We start from the raw sequence: 21681 nt of genomic DNA on the forward strand, positions 1-21681 counted from the left end.
TTTCTTATCAAAAGTGGCAGGTTTTTTAACCGTTACTCTATGAGTTACGACCCAAAAGTGGGCGAGTAATGTTTTTTAACAGTATGAGATTTTTGCACATAATTATTGATATATGCATATCGTGTTGGTATAAAGATAATTACAGATGCACACTGAAAATGGCTGTTTTTCGTGCCTGATTGCGATTTTTCGGGAAGAATGTGGTTACTGATGCTTACAAAAAATCACAATGTAAGCAAATTGTTGTATTTACTTGCATTGTGATTTGTGTGGATAAAGGTGCTGTTTGGGAATTCTTACCCTTATTAATCAGCTCTCGCGGTCAATGGGTTTTGCCGATGTTCTTGCCGTGCGAGTAAGCGTGTGCAGCAATTTCGCCGATAATCTTTTCTGCCATTTCGGCGTCTATCGTGCCGCCTTCGGGCAGGCGTGTGTAGTTGGCGTCGTGCTCATCCTGCTGCTCCAGACGGCCGCACAACAGCAGTTCGAAGTTGCGCTTATATTCGTTCACCATGGCCTGATAGAAGTCGTCAGTGCGACAGGCAAAGCGGACAAGCTCCATGTCGCTGGTTCCGGGCTTCATAAACTCGCGCAGCTGCTGCTCCATCTCCTCTGTTGCGAAGTTGAGGCGCATCAGGGCAAAGAATGCCTCGCGATTGAAATAGCGCGAAATGTGCTCATAATGGTTGAGCATGGTTTTCTTTACGTTTATCGGCTCAAAGCCGTTCTGGATGTCGGTGCCGTGCTGCGACTCTATTATTCCGGTGACGAAGTATTTGAAGAAACTTCTCACCACGGCCGCCAGCACGATGTCTTTGCTGATCTGTTTCATATCTTGTCATTGTTATTGTTGTCGTTATCTTGCAGCGCAGCCTTTATGTTGCGCATCAGTCCGTCGTATTTGGCACGCTTTACGGCGCTGCACTTGAAGAGCCGGCGATAGTCGTCCACTGTAAGTGATGTCCATTTCTCGCGCGTCATGTTGAGCAGTTCTTCGCGCGGGCGGAGCTGCTCTTCTGTTGTGCCCTGCGCAAACCTGTTCCATGGGCAGGCGTCCTGGCAGCGGTCGCAGCCGTAGATGCAGTTGTCCATCTTGCAGGCATATTCCTGCGGAATGTCGCCCCGGCTCTCAATGGTCAGGTAAGAGAGGCAGCGGTCTGAGTTGAACTCTGTGCGCCGGCTGTCGTCTGTCAGATGCAGGGCGCCGGTGGGGCAGGCGTCTGTGCAGGCGTGACAGTTGCCGCAACGTGAGGGCAGGGGGCTGTCGTATTCAAGTTCTGCGTCGACAAACAGCTCTCCGAGGAAGAACATGCTGCCGGCATGGGGGATTATAAGCTGATGGTTGCGCCCAATCCAACCAAGTCCGGCCTTCATAGCCCAATAGCGTTCGAGCACCGGAGCCGTGTCGCAAAAGGCGCGGAAGGTGGGGATTTGAGAATTGAGAATTGAGAATTGAAAATTTTGATTACTCTTTTGGTTGTGGACGGGTAGGTTATTTGGGCTGCTGCTGAGTGAGGATTGTGAGGCGGCATTTGCGCTGCATGGTTTGTTTGCTTTGGGGAGTGTTGCCGCCAGTGTGGCGTTGTTGTCTGTGCGTTCAGTTAGTCCGAGCGTTGAGGCCAGCTTGCGCAGCTTGTCTTTCATTATGTAATGATAGTCTTGGCCCAGGGCATAGGCGGCGAGCTGTGGCTCGTCGGCGGGTATGCGGCTTGACGGAGCGTAGCTGAGCGCAACGCAGACGATGCTCTTTACGCCGGGCATGAGCAGCTGCGGGTTGAGCCTCTTGTCGGCGTTGGCAGCCATATAGTCCATGCCGGCATGGCCCTTACGGCCGAGCCATGCAGCGAATCTTGCTGCTTCTTCGGCTTCAACTGGCTCAGCCTTGGCTATGCCACATGCAAAAAAGCCGAGGTTGCGTGCCTCGGCTTTTATCGTTTCACTCGAAAGTTTTAAACTCATATCCCTGTTCTTTTAGCCATTTCAGTGCCTCCGGCAGAGCGTATCTCAATTTGTCGATGCTCTTCAGCGAGTCGTGAAACGTGATGATAGAGCCGTTGCGCGTGTATCGCTTCACGTTTTTCAGCACGTCTTCGGCAGTAAGCCATTTGCTGTAGTCGCGTGTAACGAGGTCCCACATCACGATGCGGTATTTGCGCCCCAGCCAGAAATACTGTTCCCACAGCATCCACCCGTGCGGCGGTCTGAACAGATGCGCGTTGATAAGGCGGTTTGCCTTTTCGGTGTTTGCGCTGTAGGCTTTGGTAGAGTGCTTAAAGCCGCCCCAGTGGTTGTATGTGTGGTTGCCCACCTGATGGCCGGCTTCGACGATTTGCCTGAACAGCTCGGGGTGCTTGCTTACGTTTTCACCAACCATGAAAAATGTGGCGTGAGCCCCATATTCGGCCAAGGTCTTCAGGATAAACGGCGTTGATTCGGGTATAGGCCCGTCGTCGAAGGTGAGGTATACCGCCTTCTCGTTCTTGTCCATTCTCCATGTTGCCCTCGGGTAGAGCCAACGTAGCCATTTGGCCGGCTGTTCTATAATCATCTTTTTTCTTTTTCTTTCTGATGTTAAGTTTATTCAAATTTATAATTGAGAGTCGCGAATGGAGAAATTAAGCTCGACGTAAGCCAATTATGATTTGTCTTTAGAGGTATTCTCTCGTATATTCCTTTAAGCCAACTCTTTGACAGTCGGCTTAAAGGTCGTGAGAGCAATCATAATTATCCATTCTCAACTCTCAATTATCAATTATAAATCATTCTTCGCCCATCAGTCGTCCGCCTTTGCTCTGATATGTGGCAGCGTCGGCGTTAAACTGCTTCATGAGGCTCTCAGCCCATTTGTTGTCTATCATGTGGGCTATGTCGATGCAAGAGTTCATGACGTAGAGGTGCATCATGCAGTCTTGCTGCGACTGCATAAAGCGGCTTCCGCTGAGCGAGTTGTACCAAACCATATACTGGTGTGCGTTCTTGAACACTGAGTTGATGGCCTCCTTAGCCTTTGCCTTGTTGCCCAGCAGGGCGTAAGCCTTGGCTATGTCGATACCACCGCTGAGATAGTTCATCGGCACATTGTATGCCGGTATGACTTTCTCTGCATATGCCAGGGCCTTGGCAGCCTTGTCTTTCTTGCCCTCCTGTATCAGGTTGAGCGCAAGCTGCGCAAAGAGACGTCTGTGAGTGTAGCACATGCGCATCACTGTTTCGTCGAGATAGATGCCCTTCTTGTCGAGACCGCCGAACTTAAAGCGTGTCATAAGGTTGGTGTAAACACGCTCTGTGTCGAAGTTCTTCATGCCCGGAGCATTTGTCGTGAACGGTGTAATGCGGTTAGCCAGACCTTCCTGTATGAAGTTGTCGCCAAGGTTCATATAGTTTTCCTGACCAACAGTGATAGCCACGTAGACAGGACGTGTCCAGTTGCACTGTGAAATCATCTCGAGCATCATCAGGTCGCCTTTGTAAAGAGCGTTCTTGCCTTTGAGCGAGATGATCATCTGATCAGGTATAGAGTCGCTCGCCATCATCATGCCGCTCTTTTTTACGGCCTCTTTGTCAATGGTCAGATACAGCGTGTCGGTAGGTATGACGTGCATGTCGTCCTTGCCGTCGCGTACCCAATGCTTGAGGACGTTCTTTACTTCAAACGGATTGTCGCCCAATGTGGCCTTTGCCTCCTTCGGGTTAGTCTTATAGAAGTCGAGAATCTGCTGCTTCAGTTCGGGTACAACCTCAACATACTCGTTGGTGCCTGAGCAGTAGTCGAGTCGCGGCCATGTGATAGGCACAGAAGGAGAGTTGTAAGCCTGGCGGCACATCTGATCGATATACCAGTCGGTCTGCAGATAGCTCAGGTTGCAGACGCGTGCGTCTGTCCTTGCTCCCTCAACTTCCTGATTATACCAGAGCGGGAATGTGTCGTTGTCTCCGTTTGTGAATATAATCGGGTTGCCCTTGTCCTGCATTGACATCAGATAGTTCTGTCCGAAGTCGCGGCATGTGTAGCGTCCGCTGCGGTCGTGGTCGTCCCATGTCTGGCTTGCCATCTGTATAGGAACGAGCAGGCAGAGCAAAGACACTATTGCAGACACGGCAGTGCCGTTGATGTTGAGTCGCTTCAGAAGATCGATGATGGCTGCAACGCCAATACCGCACCAGATGGCAAAAGCATAGAACGAGCCTGCATACGCATAGTCGCGCTCACGCGGCTGCATAGGTGTCTGGTTAAGATATATGACGATGGCCAGACCTGTCATGAAGAACAGGAAGAACACTACCCAGAACTGGCGTATGCCACGCTGTCCGCGGTAAGCCTGCCAGAACAGACCGATGAGACCGAGCAGCAGCGGCAGACAATAGAACACGTTGTGTCCCTTGTTGTTCTTCAGGTCATCAGGCAGCTTGCTCTGGTCGCCCAGACGCCAGTTGTCGAAGAACGGAATACCAGAGATCCAGTTGCCGTGCTCAAGTTCGCCGTTGCCCTGAATGTCGTTCTGACGTCCGGCAAAGTTCCACATGAAGTAGCGCCAGTACATGAAGTTGCACTGATAAGACAGGAAGAAGCGTATGTTCTCCATCTGTGTAGGCATCTTCACGGTTATAGGCTCGCCGCAGCGGTCGTAAGGCACCTGTGTGCCGTCAACTCCGCCCATCCAGCTCTCGTATGCACTAGCGTGTGCGGCATCCCACATACGCGGGAACACCATGTTCTGTGCATAGATGTAGTCGGTCTTATAGCGAACTATGAAGTAAGAGTCTTTTTCATCGGCAGAAGCTTTCTCCTTGCGCTGATATATAGGTGCGCCCTGCTTCATGCGCGGTTTGCAGTATTCGCCGTCGCGGTCAAACTGCACCTGAGAGGTGTAAGCCTGTCCGAAGAGCAGCGGGCTGTCGCCATACTGGTCGCGGCTGAGGTAGCTTCCCAGCGTGAAGATGTCCTCGGGAGAGTTCTGGTCCATAGGCGGGTTGGCCGAAGACCTGATGACGATGAGGGCATAGCTTGAATATCCGATCATAAGCATAAGCATGCACAGCAGAGCTGTGTGCTTGATGCGTGAGCTTACGAGCAGCTCCTTGCCGCGCTTCCATTTGAGTACGAACCACAGGGCAGCAAGAACTATTACGCCGATGATGAAGGCAGATATGCCGAAACCGTAGAACGGCACGCCGAGCATGGCAACAGAGAGCAGGAACGAAATGTTCTCGCGCTTCTGGTTCTTGTTGTTGTAGCTCTCATAGATAGCCCATATGACGATGGCCACGAGCAGTATGATGTAGATAATCTCGCCGGTGTTGAACGGGCAGCCCAGCACGTTGACAAAAAACAGCTCGAACCATCCGCCAACCTTGATGATGCCCGGAACCACGCCGTAGAGGATGGCTGCAACAAGCACAAACGATATGAAGAGGGCTATGAGAGAACCCTTGAGGTTGGCATTGGGGAACTTGCGGTAATAGAACACCAGAACAATGGCCGGAAGACAAAGGAGGTTGAGCAGGTGGACACCGATGCTCAGTCCGGTCATGTAGGTGATAAGCACCAGCCAGCGGTCGCTGTGAGGCTCGTCGGCATGGTCTTCCCATTTTAATATGAGCCAGAACACAATGGCCGTGAACGCTGAAGAGTAGGCATAAACCTCACCCTCAACGGCACTGAACCAGAATGTGTCGCTGAATGTATATATCAATGCTCCCACAAGGCCGCTGGCTTCAATGGCAATGAGCTTGCCTGTTGTCAGCTGGCTCCAGTCTTTCAGAATAAGTTTGCGTGTCAGGTGTGTTATGGTCCAGAAGAGGAACATAATACATGTTGCGCTGAGAAGTGCGCTCATAGTGTTCACCATGAGGGCCACTTGCGACGGGTCGCTGGCAAACTGAGAGAACAGATTGGCTGTGAGCATGAAGAAAGGTGCACCGGGCGGGTGACCGATTTCTAACTTATACCCTGTTGTAATAAACTCCGGACAGTCCCAGAAACTGGCTGTCGGCTCAATGGTGCTACAATATACGAAGGCTGCAATAAAAAAAGCTAACCAGCCTAGAATATTGTCCACTAATTTAAATTGTTTCATTGAATATAACTGTTTTTTATGAATTTCAATTTTCAATAAAATACGTGCAAAGATAATGTAAATCAGAGATAAAACAAAATAAATTAATTTGTTTTAATATTATCTTGAGTTTGTGTAACTGCCTAAGGCATAACATGTTGTGTGGCTTTTGGCCCTCTGCCGCATCTCGCGGCATGTCAATATGTGCTGTGTATGCTTTATAGTTGTGCGCGTAACTTTTTGATATTCAATGCATTATCATATATGCACCGCTACTCTTGGCTACACGAAAATTTCAACGCCGTAGATGATGAGCGCATATCGCAGAAATTTTCCGATTATAACGCTTATGACGGTTATGGCAACGTTAGACCGCATCAGGCCGAGTACTATTGTTATGCCTTCGCCTATGACCGGAAGAAAGGAGAAAAAGCCCATCCATGCGCCACGTCCGGCCATGAACCGTTTGGCTCTGTCGAGTTCTTTTTTGTTCACGTGCAGGTATTTTTCAATCCAGTCTATGCGTCCGAGCATGCCGATGCCATAGTTGAGCATGCTTCCGAGCACGTTGCCTATTGTGCCGTAAATAACCAGCTGCCACGGGTCGAGTCCGGCAGCAAGAAGCGCAAGCATAACCACCTCGCTGCTCAAGGGGAATATGCTGCCCGCAAGGAATGCAGAAATCAGCATTCCTACATATCCGTAGTTTGTCAGAATTTCTATTAGGGAATCCATAAGTTATATGCTGTTAGTGCTAAGGTACCTGCTGTCAGGCAGCAGAACGTGATGTTTGTCAGCTTTGTGTTTGTCAGTGCTATATAGTGGGCTGCCAGTATGCTCGTGCTTATTGTCATGATGCTTAACAGCGGCTTTATGTGCTGCGGTTGTAATATTATAAAGACAAAGGTTATGGCTGTCATTGTTATGAGAATCTCATAAATCATCCTGGTTCTTATCTTGTCCTTATAGCTGTTGCGCAGAAAATGGAAGCTGCCTATTGCGGCGATAATCGTGATGTAAGCAAAAGTAGCTATTACGTGATAATTGCTGAAGTCAAACTGGAATGGCGATGCAAACTGAGCTATCGACTCTATGTGGGCGAGCAGGAGGTCGGCCGTGCCGTTGAAGATGAAATACCCCGACAGAAACCAGTATGGCGCTGTTATGCCGATGAGTGACGCCAGGAGCGAACGCATGCTGAACGACATGAGGTTGGCACGCATCATTATCCATAGGAATGGTACGAAGTATAATATCTGAATGAAAAAGATGCTGGCAATGCCGATGAAGAAAAATGCATAGAACACCAAGCCTTGCGAGCGCTTGTTCTGATAGCATTTGAACAGAATAAGATATGTGGCAACAACACAAAACTGGACGACCCACACGTCTGTGGAATCGAAAAGAAAAGCAGACATGAGCGTAAGTGCCATAAACGAACAGGAAACCATACGGCTGTAGATGCGTATGAGTGAGTTGCTGTTGTTGAGTTCGACCATCAAATAGGCAGAAAGTCCGAACAACAGGAAATGAAGATACAGCTGATTTGCGATGAGGCCGCCTGCCAGCCATATCATAATTGAATAAACTGCCGTCACCGGCAGTGCGAAGCGGCTTCCCGCTATTTTGTTCTGTAATCTTTTTACCACTTCTGAAAACCTTAAATTCTTTAATTATAATGGAAATATATGTTCCAATGAGAACACATTATTATAATAATAGAAGATGGTGTGACAAAATATTGTTAAAGGATGCTTCCGTTATTTGTTAACAGTCTTCCCTTGTAACTAAGGCAGATGTAAAGCTGTTTTAACGGGCTGTTTGTTTTGTTTCTGCTCATCGGGCACGAACTTATTTCAGCCTTTTCCTGTAACTACATATTTTGACACACCGTCTTGACCTTCAATGTTACCTTCCGTCTAGAGGTCTTGTCCTATATCGCTGCGGAAGTATTTGTCCTTAAACTCAATCTTCTGAGCTTCTTCAAACGATTTCTTCAAGGCTTCTTCCTTGTCTTTTCCGTAAGAGCTTACGGCTATCACGCGTCCGCCTGCCGTAACGATATTGCCGTCTTTGATGGCAGTACCGGAGTGGAACACGATGCTTCCGTCAACTTTGTCAATGCCGCTGATGGTGTAGCCCTTGGCATATTTCTCGGGATATCCGCCGCTTACAAGCATTACGCATACGGCTGCGCGCTCGTCGAATTCAATTTCACGCTTGTCGAGATCGCCGTTGGCCACGCCTTCAAAGAGGTCTACGATGTCGCTCTTCAGACGCAGCATCACGCTCTCAGTCTCTGGGTCGCCCATGCGGCAGTTGTATTCGATAACCATCGGGTCGCCGTTTACGTTAATAAGACCGAAGAAGATGAAGCCCTTATAGTCGATGCCTTCTGCTGCAAGTCCGTCTACGGTCGGGCGTATGATGCGGTCTTCAACCTTCTGCATCCATTCTTTTGTTGCGAAGGGCACAGGAGTTACGCTGCCCATTCCGCCGGTGTTGAGGCCTGTGTCGTGTTCGCCTATGCGCTTGTAGTCTTTTGCCTCAGGCAGAATTTTATAGTTCTTGCCGTCTGTCAGTACAAATACTGAGCATTCGATACCGCTCAGGAATTCTTCGATTACAACATTTGCCGATGCGTTGCCGAACATTCCGTCGAGCATTTCCTTGAATTCTTTCTTGGCTTCTTCAAGTGTCGGAACAATAAGAACACCCTTGCCGGCACACAAGCCGTCGGCCTTTAGAACATATGGAGGCTGGAGCGTTTCGAGAAATTTCAGTCCTTCCTCAATGTTTGTGCCGTTGAATGTCTGGTATCTTGCTGTCGGTATGTTGTGGCGCTGCATGAATCCTTTGGCAAAATCTTTTGATCCTTCAAGAACAGCTCCCTGCTTTGACGGACCGATGACGGGGATGTTGGCTGTGCGTGCATCATTCTTGAATTCATCATAGATGCCTTTTACCAGAGGATCTTCAGGTCCTACAACAACCATGTTGATGCCTTTCTCTACGGCAAATTCCTTCAGTGATCCGAAGTCGTCAGCCTTTATGTCAACATTCTCGCCTACATTGGCTGTTCCGGCATTGCCCGGAGCAATATATAGTTTCTCAACTTTGTCGCTTTGAGCTATTTTCCATGCCAGTGCATGTTCGCGGCCGCCTCCGCCCAATAATAATATCTTCATTTTTATGATAAGATTTGTTTATCGTTTTTACTTTAGATAATCCTCAAAATATTGTGTTATTCTTTCATGCAGGTGTACGCTTTGATGACCCATCATGTTGTGTCCCTCACCGGGATATACAAAGAAGTCGGGCTGCGTGCCTGCCTCGATGCAAGCCTTAAGGAATGAGATGGCATGCTGCGGAACTACAGTCGGGTCAACCGTGCCTATTATTATCTGCAGTTTGCCTTTCAGGTTCTTTGCTTTGTTTATCAGGCTTGTTTCTGCATAACCTTCAGGGTTGGCCTGCGGTGTGTCCATATAACGCTCGCCGTACATCACTTCATACCATTTCCAATCGATTACCGGACCGCCTGCAACGCCTACTTTAAATACGTCGGGGTAGGTGGTCATGAGCGATGTTGTCATGAATCCGCCGAAACTCCAGCCGTGAACTCCCATGCGTGTGGTGTCTACATAAGCAAGGCTCTTCAGATATTCTACGCCTTTGAGCTGGTCTTTCATCTCCTCTACGCCAAGGTGGCGGAATGTTGCCTGCTCAAAGTCGCGTCCGCGGTCGCACGAACCTCTGTTGTCGAGGATGAAGAGCAGATAGCCCTTCTGAGCCATATATGTTTCCCAGCTGCGGCTCGCATAGTGCCAGCGTGCCTCCACGTTGCGTATGCCGGGGCCTCCGTAGACGTATACAACGGTAGGATATTTCTTGTTAGGATCAAAGCCTATCGGCTTCACCATTCTGTAATACAGGTCTGTGGTGCCGTCGGCAGCCTTGATGGTTCCACAAGAATATTCAGGTACATTGTAGCCTTTCCATGGGTCGGCAGCTGTAAAATAGTTGACGTTTTTAGCGTCGCCTGTGCTTACAATGTTTATCTTGCGCGGTACGTCTGGTTCGCTGTAGTTGTCATAAAGATATTTTCCGGTGCTTGACAGAATCATCTCACAATGTCCGCCTGCGCCGCGTGTTGAAGCGTGGAAGCCTTTGCCGTTGTCAAGCAGAGTGCGCTTGCCGGTCTCTATGTTAACCATATAAAGGTTGTTCTGGATGGGGCTGCATTCTGTTGAAAGTATGATTGCGCTTTTCTTCGACTCGTTGAATCCTACGAGTTCAAGTACAAGCCATTTGCCGCTTGTTATCTGCTTGAGCTGCTCGCCTTTGGCATTGAACAGATACAGATGGTTGTATCCGTCTTTCTCACTCTGCAGTATGAACTTGCTGTCGTCCCAAGGCAAGAATGTGATAGGAGTTACCGGATGAACATATTTGTCGTTATGTTCCTTATAGAGAGTCTCGAGCTTGTTGCCTGTTGTTGCGTCATAGCTTACGAGCGCCATGTCGGTCTGGTCGCGGTTAAGCTCTATCATATAAACCTTCTTGCAGTCGGGGCTCCATGCTATGTTTGTGAAATAGCGGTCTGTTGGGTCGCCTGCTTTCAGATATATTGTCTTTCCTGTCTTCAGGTTATAAACGCCCACTGTAACCTTATGGCTTGTTTCTCCCGCCATAGGATATTTTATTGGCGTTTCTGTGGCAATGCGTGTGTCGATGTTAACGAGCGGATAGTCGGCAACCATGCTCTGATCCATGCGGTAGAAAGCTAGACTCTGTCCGTCGGGACTCCAGAATGTGCCTTTATATATTCCGAATTCATCGCGGTGTACGCTCTGTCCGTAAACAATCTCCCTGCTTCCGTCGGTTGTCAGCTGAGTGGTTTTGCCTTCGCCGTCGGTAACAAACAGGTTGTCATCCTTTACAAAAGCAACAGCTCTTGATGCGGCGTTCCATTCTGCGTTGCTTTCGCCTTCGCAGCTCTGGCGCCATACAACCTTTTTCGACTTGAAGTCGATGAGCATGCGCTCTTTCTTGCCGTTGATCAGTACGAGTGATTTTTCGGGATAGGGGAATGAGGCATAGAACAGGTGACGGATTTTGGTGCTGTCGTCTGTTCCGGCCCATTTGTTGATGTCGTCAACAGTAAACATCACGGTCTCTTTGCCGGTTTTCTTGTTGACCAGGCTGCATTCTTCCGTGTCTGTTCTCACGAGTTGGTCACCCCACCATGTAAGATACCTGTTCTTAGGCACCATGTTATGGTAGTTTTTGCCGCCGAAGTTAAGATCTTCGAGCGTAAACTGCTTTTGGGCATTTACAGCTGTTGTTGTTAGCATCATCAGTAATGAAAATAAACCCAATTTGGCTAAAGCCGCAATATTCTTATGTTTCATAATCAAAACGTTTTACGGTGATCGCGTTTGCCTTTGTTGTCTTTATAGCCTTTTCCGCCTTTGCGTCCGCCCCTGTCGCCGTTGTCGTCGAAGTTGCGGCCCTTGCGCTTGTCGTAGCTAAAATCCTTATGGTCGTCAAAGTCTCTGCGCTCACGGCCGCCTTTTCTGCGCTCGCGTCCGCCGTCGCCGCTGTCTTTGAACGAAATCTTGTGGAATTTGAACGTGCGGATGTCGCCTTCCTCGTTGTCATCTTCCTCTTCAATGCGCTTCTTGAACTCGCGGTTTTTCTTGAAGCGGTGCTTGTCGGCCATGGCGCGTTTCTCTTCTTCGGTCTTCAGGATGTTTCCTTCGCTTCTGAAGTCTTTCAGCTTGCCGTCAAATATCTGATATTTACGGAATTCGCACTCAAGCGAACCGTTGTAGAGAGGTATCTTTATTGATGGTTTCAGGCCTATCTGGTCGAAGCACTCCTCGCGATAACTGAGCACCCATGCATCGTTCTCTTTAAACTGATGTTTCAGTATTTCGCCTATAGTGCGGTAAGTTCCCAGCAGGTCGGGTGTAGATATTCTTTCACCATAAGGCGGGTTTGTCACCATTATAGCCTTTTCAGCAGGCTGCTTAAAGTTCTTTATGTCAGCCTGTTCTATGGTTATGCATTTTGTCATGCCGGCAGCCTTGACGTTGAGACGCGCCTTTGTAACGGCTGCAAGGTCGATGTCATAGCCATATATGTGGTGAGTAAATTCGCGCTCATTAGAGTCGTCGTTGTAAATCTGGTCGAAGAGGTCGCGGTCAAAGTCGGGCCATTTCTCGAAGGCATATTCCTTTCTGAACAGACCTGGGGCCATGTTGTGGGCTATCAGGGCAGCCTCTATAGGCAGAGTTCCCGATCCGCACATCGGGTCAACAAAGTCTGTTTCGCCTCTCCAGCCGGTCATAAGAATCATTCCGGCAGCGAGAACCTCATTGAGAGGAGCCTCGACAGACTCCTGTCTGTATCCTCTTCTGTGAAGACTTTCACCACTCGAGTCGAGCGACAGCGTACACTGGTCTTCGGCGATGTGCATGTTCAGGCGAATGTCCGGGTTGGCCACTGATATGTTAGGACGCTTTCCGAATTTTTCGCGGAACTGGTCTACTATGGCATCTTTCACCTTGTAAGACACAAATTTGGAATGTCTGAATTCCTCAGAGAACACAACCGAGTCAACCGAGAAACTCTTTTTCAGGTCGAGATACTGTGTCCAGTCTATTTTCTTTATTTCGTCATACACCTTGTCGGCCGTGTCTGCCTTGAAGTGTGCAATAGGTTTCAAAATTCTTATTGCCGTGTGCAACTGAAAGTTAGCCCGATACATCATTTCCTTGTTACCGGTGAACGACACCATGCGTCGTCCTGTCTGCACATTGTTAGCTCCAAGCTCTGTCAGCTCCTGTGCCAAAACGGGCTCCAGACCCATGAACGTTTTGGCGATGAGTTCAAATTCTTGTTCCATTATAAAGGTTTTTCTTTGTTATTTTGCGAGTGGTTGTTTTATTGGGTTAATTTGATTTTTTATATTTCCTTTTTTGCAGTTCTATGTCTTTTGGGCTACAAAGCACAGGCCTGCTGCAATCTGGTCAGACAGCAACTTGTGCAGCCGCTCTATGTTAATTCCGATATGATATGTGATTGTTCTGATATTTACCGTCGGCTTCCCATAATATCCGGGACACAAGATAGAACGCGAAAGCTCTATGATTTCTTTAAGCGTCTTGCCTGAAGGAAGCCGATCCCCGTCACGATGCCGGTGAAATAATTCCTTATGAGATTCCGGCTTTGACAGTCGTTCTGTTGTCGTGGTGAGAATCTTCGTTAAATTATCAGTGCTCATGCAATTTTTATATCTATAATTTCTGCAAAATTAATTCATTTATAATTAAAAGCCAAATTTTTTTTACTTTTATTCCGTTTGACTTTTTCATATCCGTTATATGATGTTGCATGTGGCTTGTCCGTGCGGTTTCGCGGCATGTGGCGTCATGCTGTTTAGCTTTTGTTTTTATATGTTTTGACATTGACTGGCATACAACTTGTCGGGCCGGCTTTGTCAAAAAACAGCCAAATTTGTTTTGTTCTGCTCTCAACTTGCATTATCTTTGCATGCCGAAAAGCGATGCCTATGCTTAATGTGGCAAGCTGCTGCATGGTTTTCAGGCTTGTTTTTGTTTTTTATTCTTATTATTTTCAGATGATATGGATTGGATACACGGCATAATAGAGCATACTCAGTTTCCTTTGTTGACGGCGTTTTTGCTTGGTCTTATAGTGGCACTTCACCCTTGTCCGCTTGCCACCAACATTGCAGCCATGGGCTATATTGCGCGCGATGTGGCTAACCGTCGCCGAGTGTTTCTTAACGGACTTTTCTACACCTTCGGCCGGATGATTGCCTATTCGGTGCTTGGCATGGTGCTTATCGTTGTTTTGCGCAACGGTGCCGACATGCTGTCGCTGGGCCACTGGTTCAGCGAGTGGGGCGAGCGTCTGCTGGCTCCGGTGCTCATAGTCATCGGATTATATTTCATGCTCGGCCATCTGATCCACCGCCATGAGCATTGTCCCAATGTGCATTCACGCGGACATCGCTTCCATGGGGCCGGAGGCAGCATGGCTCTGGGGCTTCTTCTTGCCTTGTCGTTCTGTCCAGAGAGTGCCGTGGTTTATTTCGGCATGCTCATGCCTCTTTCTGTCGAGTCGCACGGCGGATTCATGCTGCCCGTAGTCTTTTCTGTTGCCACAGCCATACCTACGGTGCTTATGGCCTGGGCTGTGGCTTACGGCCTTGCCGGCTTGTCGGCCATGAAGGAGCGCATGCATGTTCTTCAGCGCTGGGTCAGTGTCGGCGTGGGCGTCCTGTTTATCGGGGCAGGAGTGTTCTGCCTGTTCTTCTGATGCCTTCCGGCTGTCGGTCTTTCCGGTGTCAGCGTGCCTGATTTCCTTCAAAGCTTATGTTTACATGCTCAAAGCCCATGGCCTTCAGCATCTGCGTAAACTGCCTTTTGGCGTTGTCCTGTGCGTTTTCTATATTTTCTTTTGTAAGGCATCTTGCCTTCATTTTTGCATAGGCGCGCTTATACATGTCGGCCCTGTCCTTGTCGCTCCATGAGCCTGACTCGAAGAACGATTTTGTGCGGGCTTCGTCTATGAAGTTCTCGTCGAGCAGCTTTATCTTCGGCAGGGTTATCACGAGCGTGTCTTTGTCGGCTTTTATCCAGTCGGCCTTGGCTTCGCTCATGTCGAATCCGAGGCGCAGTGTGCCGTAGTATATGCGTATCAGCTCGTCGTCTTTAAAGAAGCCTTTCCTCACGGTGTCTATCATTTCCTCGTTTTCAATAGACAGAAACTCCCATTCGCCTATCTCTTTCATCGCCAGCACCTGTGTCGGCGTTATGTCGATCTTGTCGTCTACGTATACCGTGGCCTCGTTGCCCCTGCACGACCTGACAAGATATGCCGACGCAATGATGGCTACAAGGATGACGATGAATATTATAGATAGCTTCAGGCGTCCTATCATCAGCCACATGCTGGCCCATTTGCTCCTTTTGCGGCGGTAGTTATTATTGAATTCTTCCATTTTCGATAGTGTTATTTTCAAGAATCATCGGCAGGTCGCTGTCGGTGAATTTCTTTCTGAACGTTATGGTTATGTTCTCCTCCTTGTATCCCATTTTGGTTATCATTGGTATCAGGGCATGCGCTGCGCTCTCCTTGGCCATGTCGAGTATGCCCAGCCGCGGTATGCTGCTGATTATCGCCGCCCGTCCCTGTTTCTCGTAGTTGGCCATTTCGGCGTCGCTGAAGTTCGACCTTATCAGCGACACGTGCTTCTTTATCTCGTTGTGGTCAATGCGGCTTCCGGTCAGCTCAACCTTCGGGTCGGGCAGTATTATCTCTATCTTGTCGCCGTTGCGCCTTACGTTCTTTTCAGAGAAGTTGCCGAAGTCGATATATGCCTTCAGCGTGGCGTCTATCGGTATGGCTATCTTTCTCGTCGTGAGCGGCACGGAGAAGTCGAACTTCTGCTGCAGGAACGAGCCTTTCAGCTTCACCTGGTCGTCGTGCGTTACAATCTTGTGCACCTGATATTCAGCCGTGTACAGCTTGGCGCATTTCTTTATCTGCATCACCATGACAGGTATGGTGTCTATCTTTTCGGCTTCTCTTTTCACGGGCTTTCTGTCTGTGCATGCCGTAAGCATCATTGCCGCGAGTGCCAGATATAATATTATTGTTTTCATACTTGATTACAAAGTTAATCAAAAAAGTTATAATTACGGCGTCATTCAACCGTTATTTTTTTGCGTCTTTTATATTATTTTGATGTTAAAGCCCGTTTGTTTTTCTCATTGTGTAACCGTCAAATCAAATTTAAGGCTCGTTTAATTATTTTTATTTTGTTCTTCGTGCTATTTGCATTATCTTTGCACGAGTAATTCTTAAAATACTGAAATGAAATTAACGCACACATTGATTTTTATGGCGCTGATGTCGGTCGCCGCCGTGTCTTGCAGCGAGAAGAAACAGCCGAGCAACATCATTGCCCATAAACCTGTAAAGAAGGCGCCCTCAGCTCCTGTGAAGATGCAGAATTCTGATTATGAGGATGCCGTGAGTTGGATAGGAAGTTCTTATAATGTCAAGATAAGCCGCAGGTCAGACACCGGTCTGCCGCTGATTGTAGACGACAGCGGCAACAAGTATTACGACAACGTTATAACGCTGAGCGTCGTACGCCCTGACGGGTCAGAGTTTTTCAACCGCAAGTTCACCAAGTCTGATTTCTCGTCATATATCGGTGAAGAGTATGCCAAGAAGAGCGCCTTGCTCGGCATCGTGCTTGAGAAGGCAGACGGCGACAACCTGAAATTTGCAGCCAGTGTGGGTGCCCCCGACGTGCTCAGCGACGACTATGTGCCGCTCATCATCACTATTTCGCGTACAGGAGGAGTGAGCATTCGGAAAGACTCGCGCATCGACTCTAACAGCGATCAGCCCGACTATGAGGATGAAGGTGTATAGACTGTTGTAACATATTGATAATCAGTAGATTGTAAAAGGCCGTCTTTTAGCTCCTAAAAGACGGCCTTTTACATGCCGAAAGCATACCTTTTGCAGTGTGAAAGGTATGCTTTTGTATTTTTGCAGAATATGTATGCCGGTCTGATTGGCTATTTCCGCTGTCTGAACTCATGCGGAGTTATGTCGGTTATGCGCTTGAAGAACTTGCAGAAGAAACTCGGGTTGGGGAAGTTTAGCTCCTCGGCTATCTGCGCTATCGGTGTGTTGCCGTATCTCAGCATAATCTTTGCGTTGGTTATCAGCGCGCGGTCTATCCATTCTTTTGCCGTTATTCCGCTGGTCTCCTTAATCACAACGCCGAGATAGCGCGGCGTTACGCACATCTTGTCGGCATAGAACGACAGAGCGTGCTCCTTCTTGTTGTAGGTGCTCACCAGCTGTATAAACCTGTCGAACATCTCCCTGTTGTGGGGCTTGTTGTGTTCGTCGGTGTCGTTGTGCTTGTTTTTCAGAAACTTATAGTAGTGGATCAGCGAATATATTATCCCGTCTATAGTTTCGTCAGGACAGTCTTTCTGTCGTGCAATCTCCCATGCCGACAGAAACATCCTGTCGGCAATGTTTATGTCGCTCTGTCCTGGTGTGGCCACAAAGTTATAGGCGTTGCGGTTGTATTCGCCCGGAATTTTTCCGCTGAACACCATGTTCATCTTCTCGTTGCTTATCATCATGCCGCACATCTCGAAGTCATTCGAAAAGTGGTTCACCTGTATTATGCTCCCTCTTCCTATGAATGCTATCGAGTTTTTCTCCAGTTTATAGTCTCTCAGGTTTATCGTTATGCTGGCTTCTCCCGCCTTGATAAATGCCAGGCGGCAGTCTTCTATAATATAAGGTGTGCCTGTCTGAAGCAGGTTACTGAACAGCTTGTGTCCTGTGCGCAGCATGCCGACGTCGCGGCCTATAATCTGTAGTGCGTTTTTCTGCTCGTCGATATTTCCTAGCATGGATTTTATCTCGGAGAATGAAAAACGTTCAGGATACATGTTGTTTGTCTTCATAAAACGTATTTTTTGAGTGCAAAAATAATGAAAATGTGGAATAAAGGCAATAAAATACTCATATCTACACCTTTTTTACGATATTTTAAGTACAAAAGGGACATTTTATAGCTTTATAGGATAATACTTGTAGTGTTATTATTTGCTACCTTTGCACTGTGTTCTTTTAGTTGCCTGTATTGCATTAGTTGCTACATCTTGCAACGGGCTTATTGGTATGAAATATTAATTATATGTGAATAACAGTGATATGAAACGTTTAATTGTTTTTATTGCGTTGGCCTTGTCGTTCGTGTCGGCCTTCTCTCAGATAACGCTCGACGAGTGCAGGGAGCTCGCCCGGGCCAATTATCCGCTCATAAAGCGTTTTCGCCTGGTTGAGCAGAGTCGCTCATTGTCGGTGAGCAATGCCTCCAAGGCATGGCTTCCGCAGGTTTCTCTCAATGCCCGCGCCTCTTATCAGAGCGAGGTTACGCGGCTTCCGGTAGACATACCGGGCGTAGAAATCAGTCCGCTTCCTAAAGACCAGTATGACGTCAGCGTTAATGTCAGTCAGCAGATTTACGACGGCGGCAGCGTCAGCTCATCGAAGAGACTTGAAGATGCGCGCAGTGACGTGGAGCGTGAGCAGGTCAACGTGGCCATTTATGATGTCTACGAGCGCATAGATCAGCTTTATTTCGGCATATTGCTCCTTGACGAACAGATAAGACAGGTAAGGCTTCTGCAAGACGACCTGTCGCTGAGCTATCAGGCTATAAGCGGAATGGTGCGCGGGGGAGTGGCCAACCAGACCGACCTTGACGCCGTTAAGGTGGAGCAGGTGAAGGCCGTTCAGACAGAAACGGGTCTTGTTACGTCGCGTGCCACTTATCTGAAGATGCTCTCAACATTCATCGGCAAGCCGCTATCCGGCAGCGTGAGCCTTGTCCGTCCGGCTGAGTCGGATGTTTCGGGCATGGTCAACAATCGTCCTGAACTCGCCCTTTACAGTGCGCAGAACCGTCTGCTCGACCAGCAGCTCAAGAGTCTCGACACGTATCTGCGCCCGCGTTTAGGTCTGTTCCTGCAGGGCGGTTATGGCAATCCGGCACTTAACATGCTTAAAAACGGCTTTGAGGCTTATTATAAAGTTGGCGCAACGCTTACGTGGAACTTTGGTAGTCTGTATACACGTGCCAACGATAAGCGCAAGATTGAGACCGAAAGACTCAACATACAGGCCGAGCGTGAGGCTTTTCTCTTCAATACCGGCCTGCAGAGCGAGCTGCAGCGCGGCAACATAGAGAGTCTGCGCCGCCAGATCAGTCAGGACGACGAGATAATAGCCCTGCGTGAAAACATACGCTCAAAGGCTGATGTCAAGGTGGCAAACGGCACCGAGACCGTCAACGAGATGCTGCGCGACATCAATGCCGTGAGCGAGGCAAGGCTCACAAAGGCCTTTCATGAGATACAGCTTTTACAGGAAATATATAAACTTAAAAACATAAACAACTTTTAGCCGTATGAAAAAGTTTGCATTTATATTCTTGTCCGTGGCCCTTGCGGCATGTTCTTCGGGCAGTTCCGACTATGACGCCACGGGCATGTTTGAGGCCACAGAGGTGATAGTTTCTGCCGAGCAGAACGGCCGCCTGCTCTCGTTCACCGTAGAAGAGGGCGACCGCCTTCAGGCCGGCAGTCAGGTCGGACTAATCGACACCGTTCAGCTCCAGTTGCGCGCCTTGCAGCTCGGTGCCACAAAGGATGTGTATGCCACGCAGCGTCCGGACATAGAGACACAGATAGCAGCCACGCGTCAGGAACTGGCCAAGGCCGAGGCTGAGCAGCGCCGCTATGAGGCTCTGGTGAAGGACAATGCCGCCAACCGCAAGATGCTCGACGATGCAGTGAGCAACGTGCGTGTGCTGCGCCGCCGTCTTGCCGCTCAGCAGTCGTCGCTCGGCAAGAGCACAAGCAGTCTTAACAGTCAGATGACTGCCACAGAGATACAGCGCCGCGAGGTTATCGACCAGTTGCGCAAGTGTCATGTCGTGTCGCCCATCAGTGGCACGGTGCTCGAGAAGTACGCAGAGCAGGGCGAGTATGCCACAACGGGCAAGCCTCTGTTTAAGATAGCCGATGTCGTCGACATGAAACTCAGGGCTTATGTAACAGCCAGTCAGCTCAATTCGATAAAGACAGGGCAGAAAGTCAGGGTGTATGCCGACGAGGGCGATGACAAGCGCCGCGAGTATCAGGGCGTGATAACGTGGATATCAGACAAGGCGGAGTTTACTCCCAAGACTATACAGACCCGCGACGAGCGCTCAAATCTCGTCTACGCTGTGAAGATTTCTGTAAGAAACACCGACGGTCTAATTAAAATAGGAATGTATGGCGACGTCAGGTTCTGATGCCGGGGGCATAGTATGGGCCGACGGTCTCTGCAAGAAATATGGCAAGACTGAGGCTCTCAGTCAACTCTCATTCAGCGTTGACGAGGGCGAGATTTATGGCATCATCGGTCCCGACGGCGCCGGCAAGACCACTCTTTTCCGCATACTAACCACGTTGCTGTTGCCTGATGAGGGCAAAGCTGGCGTAGACGGACTTGATGTCGTGGCCGGCTATCGCGACATACGCCGCCGCATAGGCTACATGCCGGGGCGCTTCTCGCTCTATCAGGATCTTTCGGTAGAGGAAAATCTAAAGTTCTTTGCATCTGTGTTCAATACTACTGTTGAGGAAAATTATGCCCTTGTGGCTGATATCTACCGTCAGATAGAGCCTTTCAAGGACCGCAGGGCGGGCAAGCTGTCGGGCGGAATGAAGCAGAAACTTGCGCTCTGCTGCGCCCTTATCCATGCTCCGCGAGTGCTGTTCCTCGATGAACCTACAACGGGTGTCGACCCTGTGTCGCGCCGGGAGTTCTGGACCATGCTGAAAAAACTGCGCGATGAACACGGACTAACCGTGCTTGTGTCAACGCCATACATGGATGAGGCGTCGTGGTGCGACCGCATTTCGCTTATGCAGGGCGGCCGATTTATGCAGACCGACACGCCTGTCGGCATTGTTGAGGCTTATGCCGACAGGCTGTTTGCTGTCATGGCTGCCGACATGCACGGGCTTATGACCGGACTGAAGGCATGTCCGCTCGTTGCCACTTCGTTCTCGTTCGGTGCAGCCTATCATGTTACGCTCGCGCCAGGTGCAACCCCTGACGCCCTGCGCTCGTGGCTCACGGCAAAGGGCTACGCCGAAGTCGGCATAACGGAGATAAGCCCTTCGGTTGAAGACTGCTTTATGGCATTAATGAAAACATCAGAAAAATGACAGACGAAAAAGTTATAATAGCAGAAAACCTTACAAAGCGCTTCGGCAGTTTTGTTGCCACTGACCATATATCCTTCAGCGTAAGACGCGGCGAGATATTCGGATTTCTCGGTGCCAACGGTGCCGGCAAGACCACGGCCATGCGCATGCTCTGCGGTCTGAGCCGCCCGTCGGAGGGCAGGGCAGTGGTGGCAGGCTTCGACGTTGCTTCGCAGGCAGAGCAGGTGAAGCGCCACATAGGCTATATGAGTCAGAAGTTTTCGCTCTACGACGACCTGACCGTGGCTGAGAATATGCGACTCTTCGGCGGCATATACGGCATGGGGCGCAGACAGATAGCCGAGCGTACTGCCGGCATGCTTGTCGACTTGGGGCTCGAGAGCGAGCGCAACTCTCTTGTAAAGTCATTGCCGCTCGGCTGGAAACAGAAGCTGGCTTTTGCGCTTGCCATATTCCATGAGCCGGAGATAGTGTTCCTTGATGAGCCTACGGGAGGCGTCGACCCTGTTACCCGGCGCCGCTTTTGGGAGCAGATATATCAGGCTTCCGACCGCGGAATAACTGTGTTTGTCACCACTCACTATATGGACGAGGCCGAATATTGCGACCGAATGTCAATAATGGTAGACGGAAAGATTGAGGCTCTCGACACTCCTGCTGCGCTCAAAAAGAGCTTCGGGGCCGACAGTCTGTATGATGTGTTTTTCAGTCTTGCCCGCAGGGCCAGGCGCACTTAGGGCTGGGCGGAGTCAGTATTGTTT

At 49.2% G+C, this 21681-nt stretch carries 18 protein-coding genes and 1 pseudogene; 6 read left to right on the forward strand and 13 right to left on the reverse strand.

Features of this window, described 5'->3' with window-relative positions; translation table 11 throughout:
* Positions 1–322 precede the first annotated feature (322 nt).
* The 10 genes and pseudogenes from QVO66_RS06800 to QVO66_RS06845 all read right to left on the reverse strand — a co-directional run.
* A complete protein-coding gene (locus QVO66_RS06800) occupies positions 323–832 on the reverse strand; it encodes a hypothetical protein (protein ID WP_021854691.1) in 510 nt (169 codons plus the stop codon).
* Positions 829–1959 carry a tRNA epoxyqueuosine(34) reductase QueG gene (gene queG, locus QVO66_RS06805; RefSeq protein WP_021854692.1) on the reverse strand — a complete coding sequence of 377 codons (1131 nt, stop codon included), beginning with the start codon at positions 1957–1959 and terminating at the stop codon, positions 829–831. Before queG ends, QVO66_RS06800 begins: the two co-directional genes overlap by 4 nt.
* On the reverse strand, positions 1937–2548 hold the full coding sequence (locus QVO66_RS06810) for a polysaccharide deacetylase family protein (protein ID WP_021854693.1): 612 nt from the start codon (positions 2546–2548) through the stop codon (positions 1937–1939). The genes queG and QVO66_RS06810 overlap by 23 nt, the downstream gene beginning before the upstream one ends.
* A 211-nt stretch (positions 2549–2759) precedes the next feature.
* Entirely contained in the window at positions 2760–6077 is a 3318-nt protein-coding gene (locus QVO66_RS06815; RefSeq protein ID WP_021854694.1) for a DUF2723 domain-containing protein, read from the reverse strand.
* Between the two features lie 261 nt (positions 6078–6338).
* A complete protein-coding gene (locus QVO66_RS06820) occupies positions 6339–6791 on the reverse strand; it encodes a YqaA family protein (protein ID WP_021854695.1) in 453 nt (150 codons plus the stop codon).
* Positions 6779–7705, reverse strand: coding sequence for a hypothetical protein (locus tag QVO66_RS06825; RefSeq protein WP_021854696.1), 927 nt, complete (start codon positions 7703–7705; stop codon positions 6779–6781). Before QVO66_RS06825 ends, QVO66_RS06820 begins: the two co-directional genes overlap by 13 nt.
* A gap of 270 nt (positions 7706–7975) precedes the next feature.
* On the reverse strand, positions 7976–9244 hold the full coding sequence (purD, locus tag QVO66_RS06830) for a phosphoribosylamine--glycine ligase (protein WP_021854698.1): 1269 nt from the start codon (positions 9242–9244) through the stop codon (positions 7976–7978).
* Between the two features lie 27 nt (positions 9245–9271).
* Positions 9272–11470 (reverse strand): S9 family peptidase, encoded by a 2199-nt coding sequence (locus QVO66_RS06835; protein ID WP_021854699.1) that lies wholly within the window; start codon positions 11468–11470, stop codon positions 9272–9274.
* A 2-nt stretch (positions 11471–11472) separates the two neighbouring features.
* Positions 11473–12969, reverse strand: coding sequence for a THUMP domain-containing class I SAM-dependent RNA methyltransferase (locus tag QVO66_RS06840; RefSeq protein WP_021854700.1), 1497 nt, complete (start codon positions 12967–12969; stop codon positions 11473–11475).
* A gap of 99 nt (positions 12970–13068) precedes the next feature.
* Positions 13069–13347, reverse strand: a pseudogene (locus tag QVO66_RS06845) (serine acetyltransferase); the annotation flags it as partial.
* A gap of 362 nt (positions 13348–13709) precedes the next feature.
* Here QVO66_RS06845 and QVO66_RS06850 point away from each other — a divergent pair.
* Positions 13710–14408: an aromatic aminobenezylarsenical efflux permease ArsG family transporter gene (locus tag QVO66_RS06850; RefSeq protein WP_021854704.1), complete on the forward strand. Its 699-nt coding sequence runs from the start codon at positions 13710–13712 to the stop codon at positions 14406–14408.
* A 28-nt stretch (positions 14409–14436) separates the two neighbouring features.
* On the opposite strand, the gene QVO66_RS06855 is transcribed toward QVO66_RS06850, so the two are convergent.
* Together QVO66_RS06855 and QVO66_RS06860 are read right to left on the reverse strand one after the other, a co-directional pair.
* Complete coding sequence (locus QVO66_RS06855) at positions 14437–15093, reverse strand: DUF4230 domain-containing protein (protein ID WP_021854705.1); 657 nt, start codon at positions 15091–15093, stop codon at positions 14437–14439.
* Entirely contained in the window at positions 15077–15757 is a 681-nt protein-coding gene (locus QVO66_RS06860) for a DUF4230 domain-containing protein (RefSeq protein ID WP_021854706.1), read from the reverse strand. The genes QVO66_RS06855 and QVO66_RS06860 overlap by 17 nt, the downstream gene beginning before the upstream one ends.
* Before the next feature lie 211 nt (positions 15758–15968).
* On the opposite strand from QVO66_RS06860, the gene QVO66_RS06865 reads away from it, so the two are divergent.
* Positions 15969–16538, forward strand: a complete 570-nt coding sequence (locus tag QVO66_RS06865; protein ID WP_021854707.1) for a DUF4738 domain-containing protein — start codon at positions 15969–15971, stop codon at positions 16536–16538.
* A 149-nt stretch (positions 16539–16687) separates the two neighbouring features.
* On the opposite strand, the gene QVO66_RS06870 is transcribed toward QVO66_RS06865, so the two are convergent.
* A complete protein-coding gene (locus QVO66_RS06870) occupies positions 16688–17599 on the reverse strand; it encodes an AraC family transcriptional regulator (protein WP_021854708.1) in 912 nt (303 codons plus the stop codon).
* 250 nt (positions 17600–17849) lie between these two features.
* Here QVO66_RS06870 and QVO66_RS06875 point away from each other — a divergent pair, with 250 nt between their 5' ends.
* The 4 genes from QVO66_RS06875 to QVO66_RS06890 are packed head-to-tail and all read left to right on the forward strand — an operon-like array spanning position 17850 to position 21657.
* Complete coding sequence (locus tag QVO66_RS06875) at positions 17850–19103, forward strand: TolC family protein (protein ID WP_021854709.1); 1254 nt, start codon at positions 17850–17852, stop codon at positions 19101–19103.
* A gap of 4 nt (positions 19104–19107) precedes the next feature.
* Positions 19108–19998 carry an HlyD family secretion protein gene (locus tag QVO66_RS06880; protein ID WP_021854710.1) on the forward strand — a complete coding sequence of 297 codons (891 nt, stop codon included), beginning with the start codon at positions 19108–19110 and terminating at the stop codon, positions 19996–19998.
* Positions 19979–20920, forward strand: a complete 942-nt coding sequence (locus QVO66_RS06885) for an ABC transporter ATP-binding protein (RefSeq protein WP_021854711.1) — start codon at positions 19979–19981, stop codon at positions 20918–20920. Before QVO66_RS06880 ends, QVO66_RS06885 begins: the two co-directional genes overlap by 20 nt.
* Positions 20917–21657, forward strand: a complete 741-nt coding sequence (locus QVO66_RS06890; RefSeq protein ID WP_021854712.1) for an ABC transporter ATP-binding protein — start codon at positions 20917–20919, stop codon at positions 21655–21657. The genes QVO66_RS06885 and QVO66_RS06890 overlap by 4 nt, the downstream gene beginning before the upstream one ends.
* Positions 21658–21681: the final 24 nt, after the last annotated feature.

It is taken from the genome of Prevotella sp. CAG:255 (assembly GCF_000431195.1).
Classification (GTDB): Bacteria; Bacteroidota; Bacteroidia; order Bacteroidales; family Bacteroidaceae; genus Prevotella; species Prevotella rara.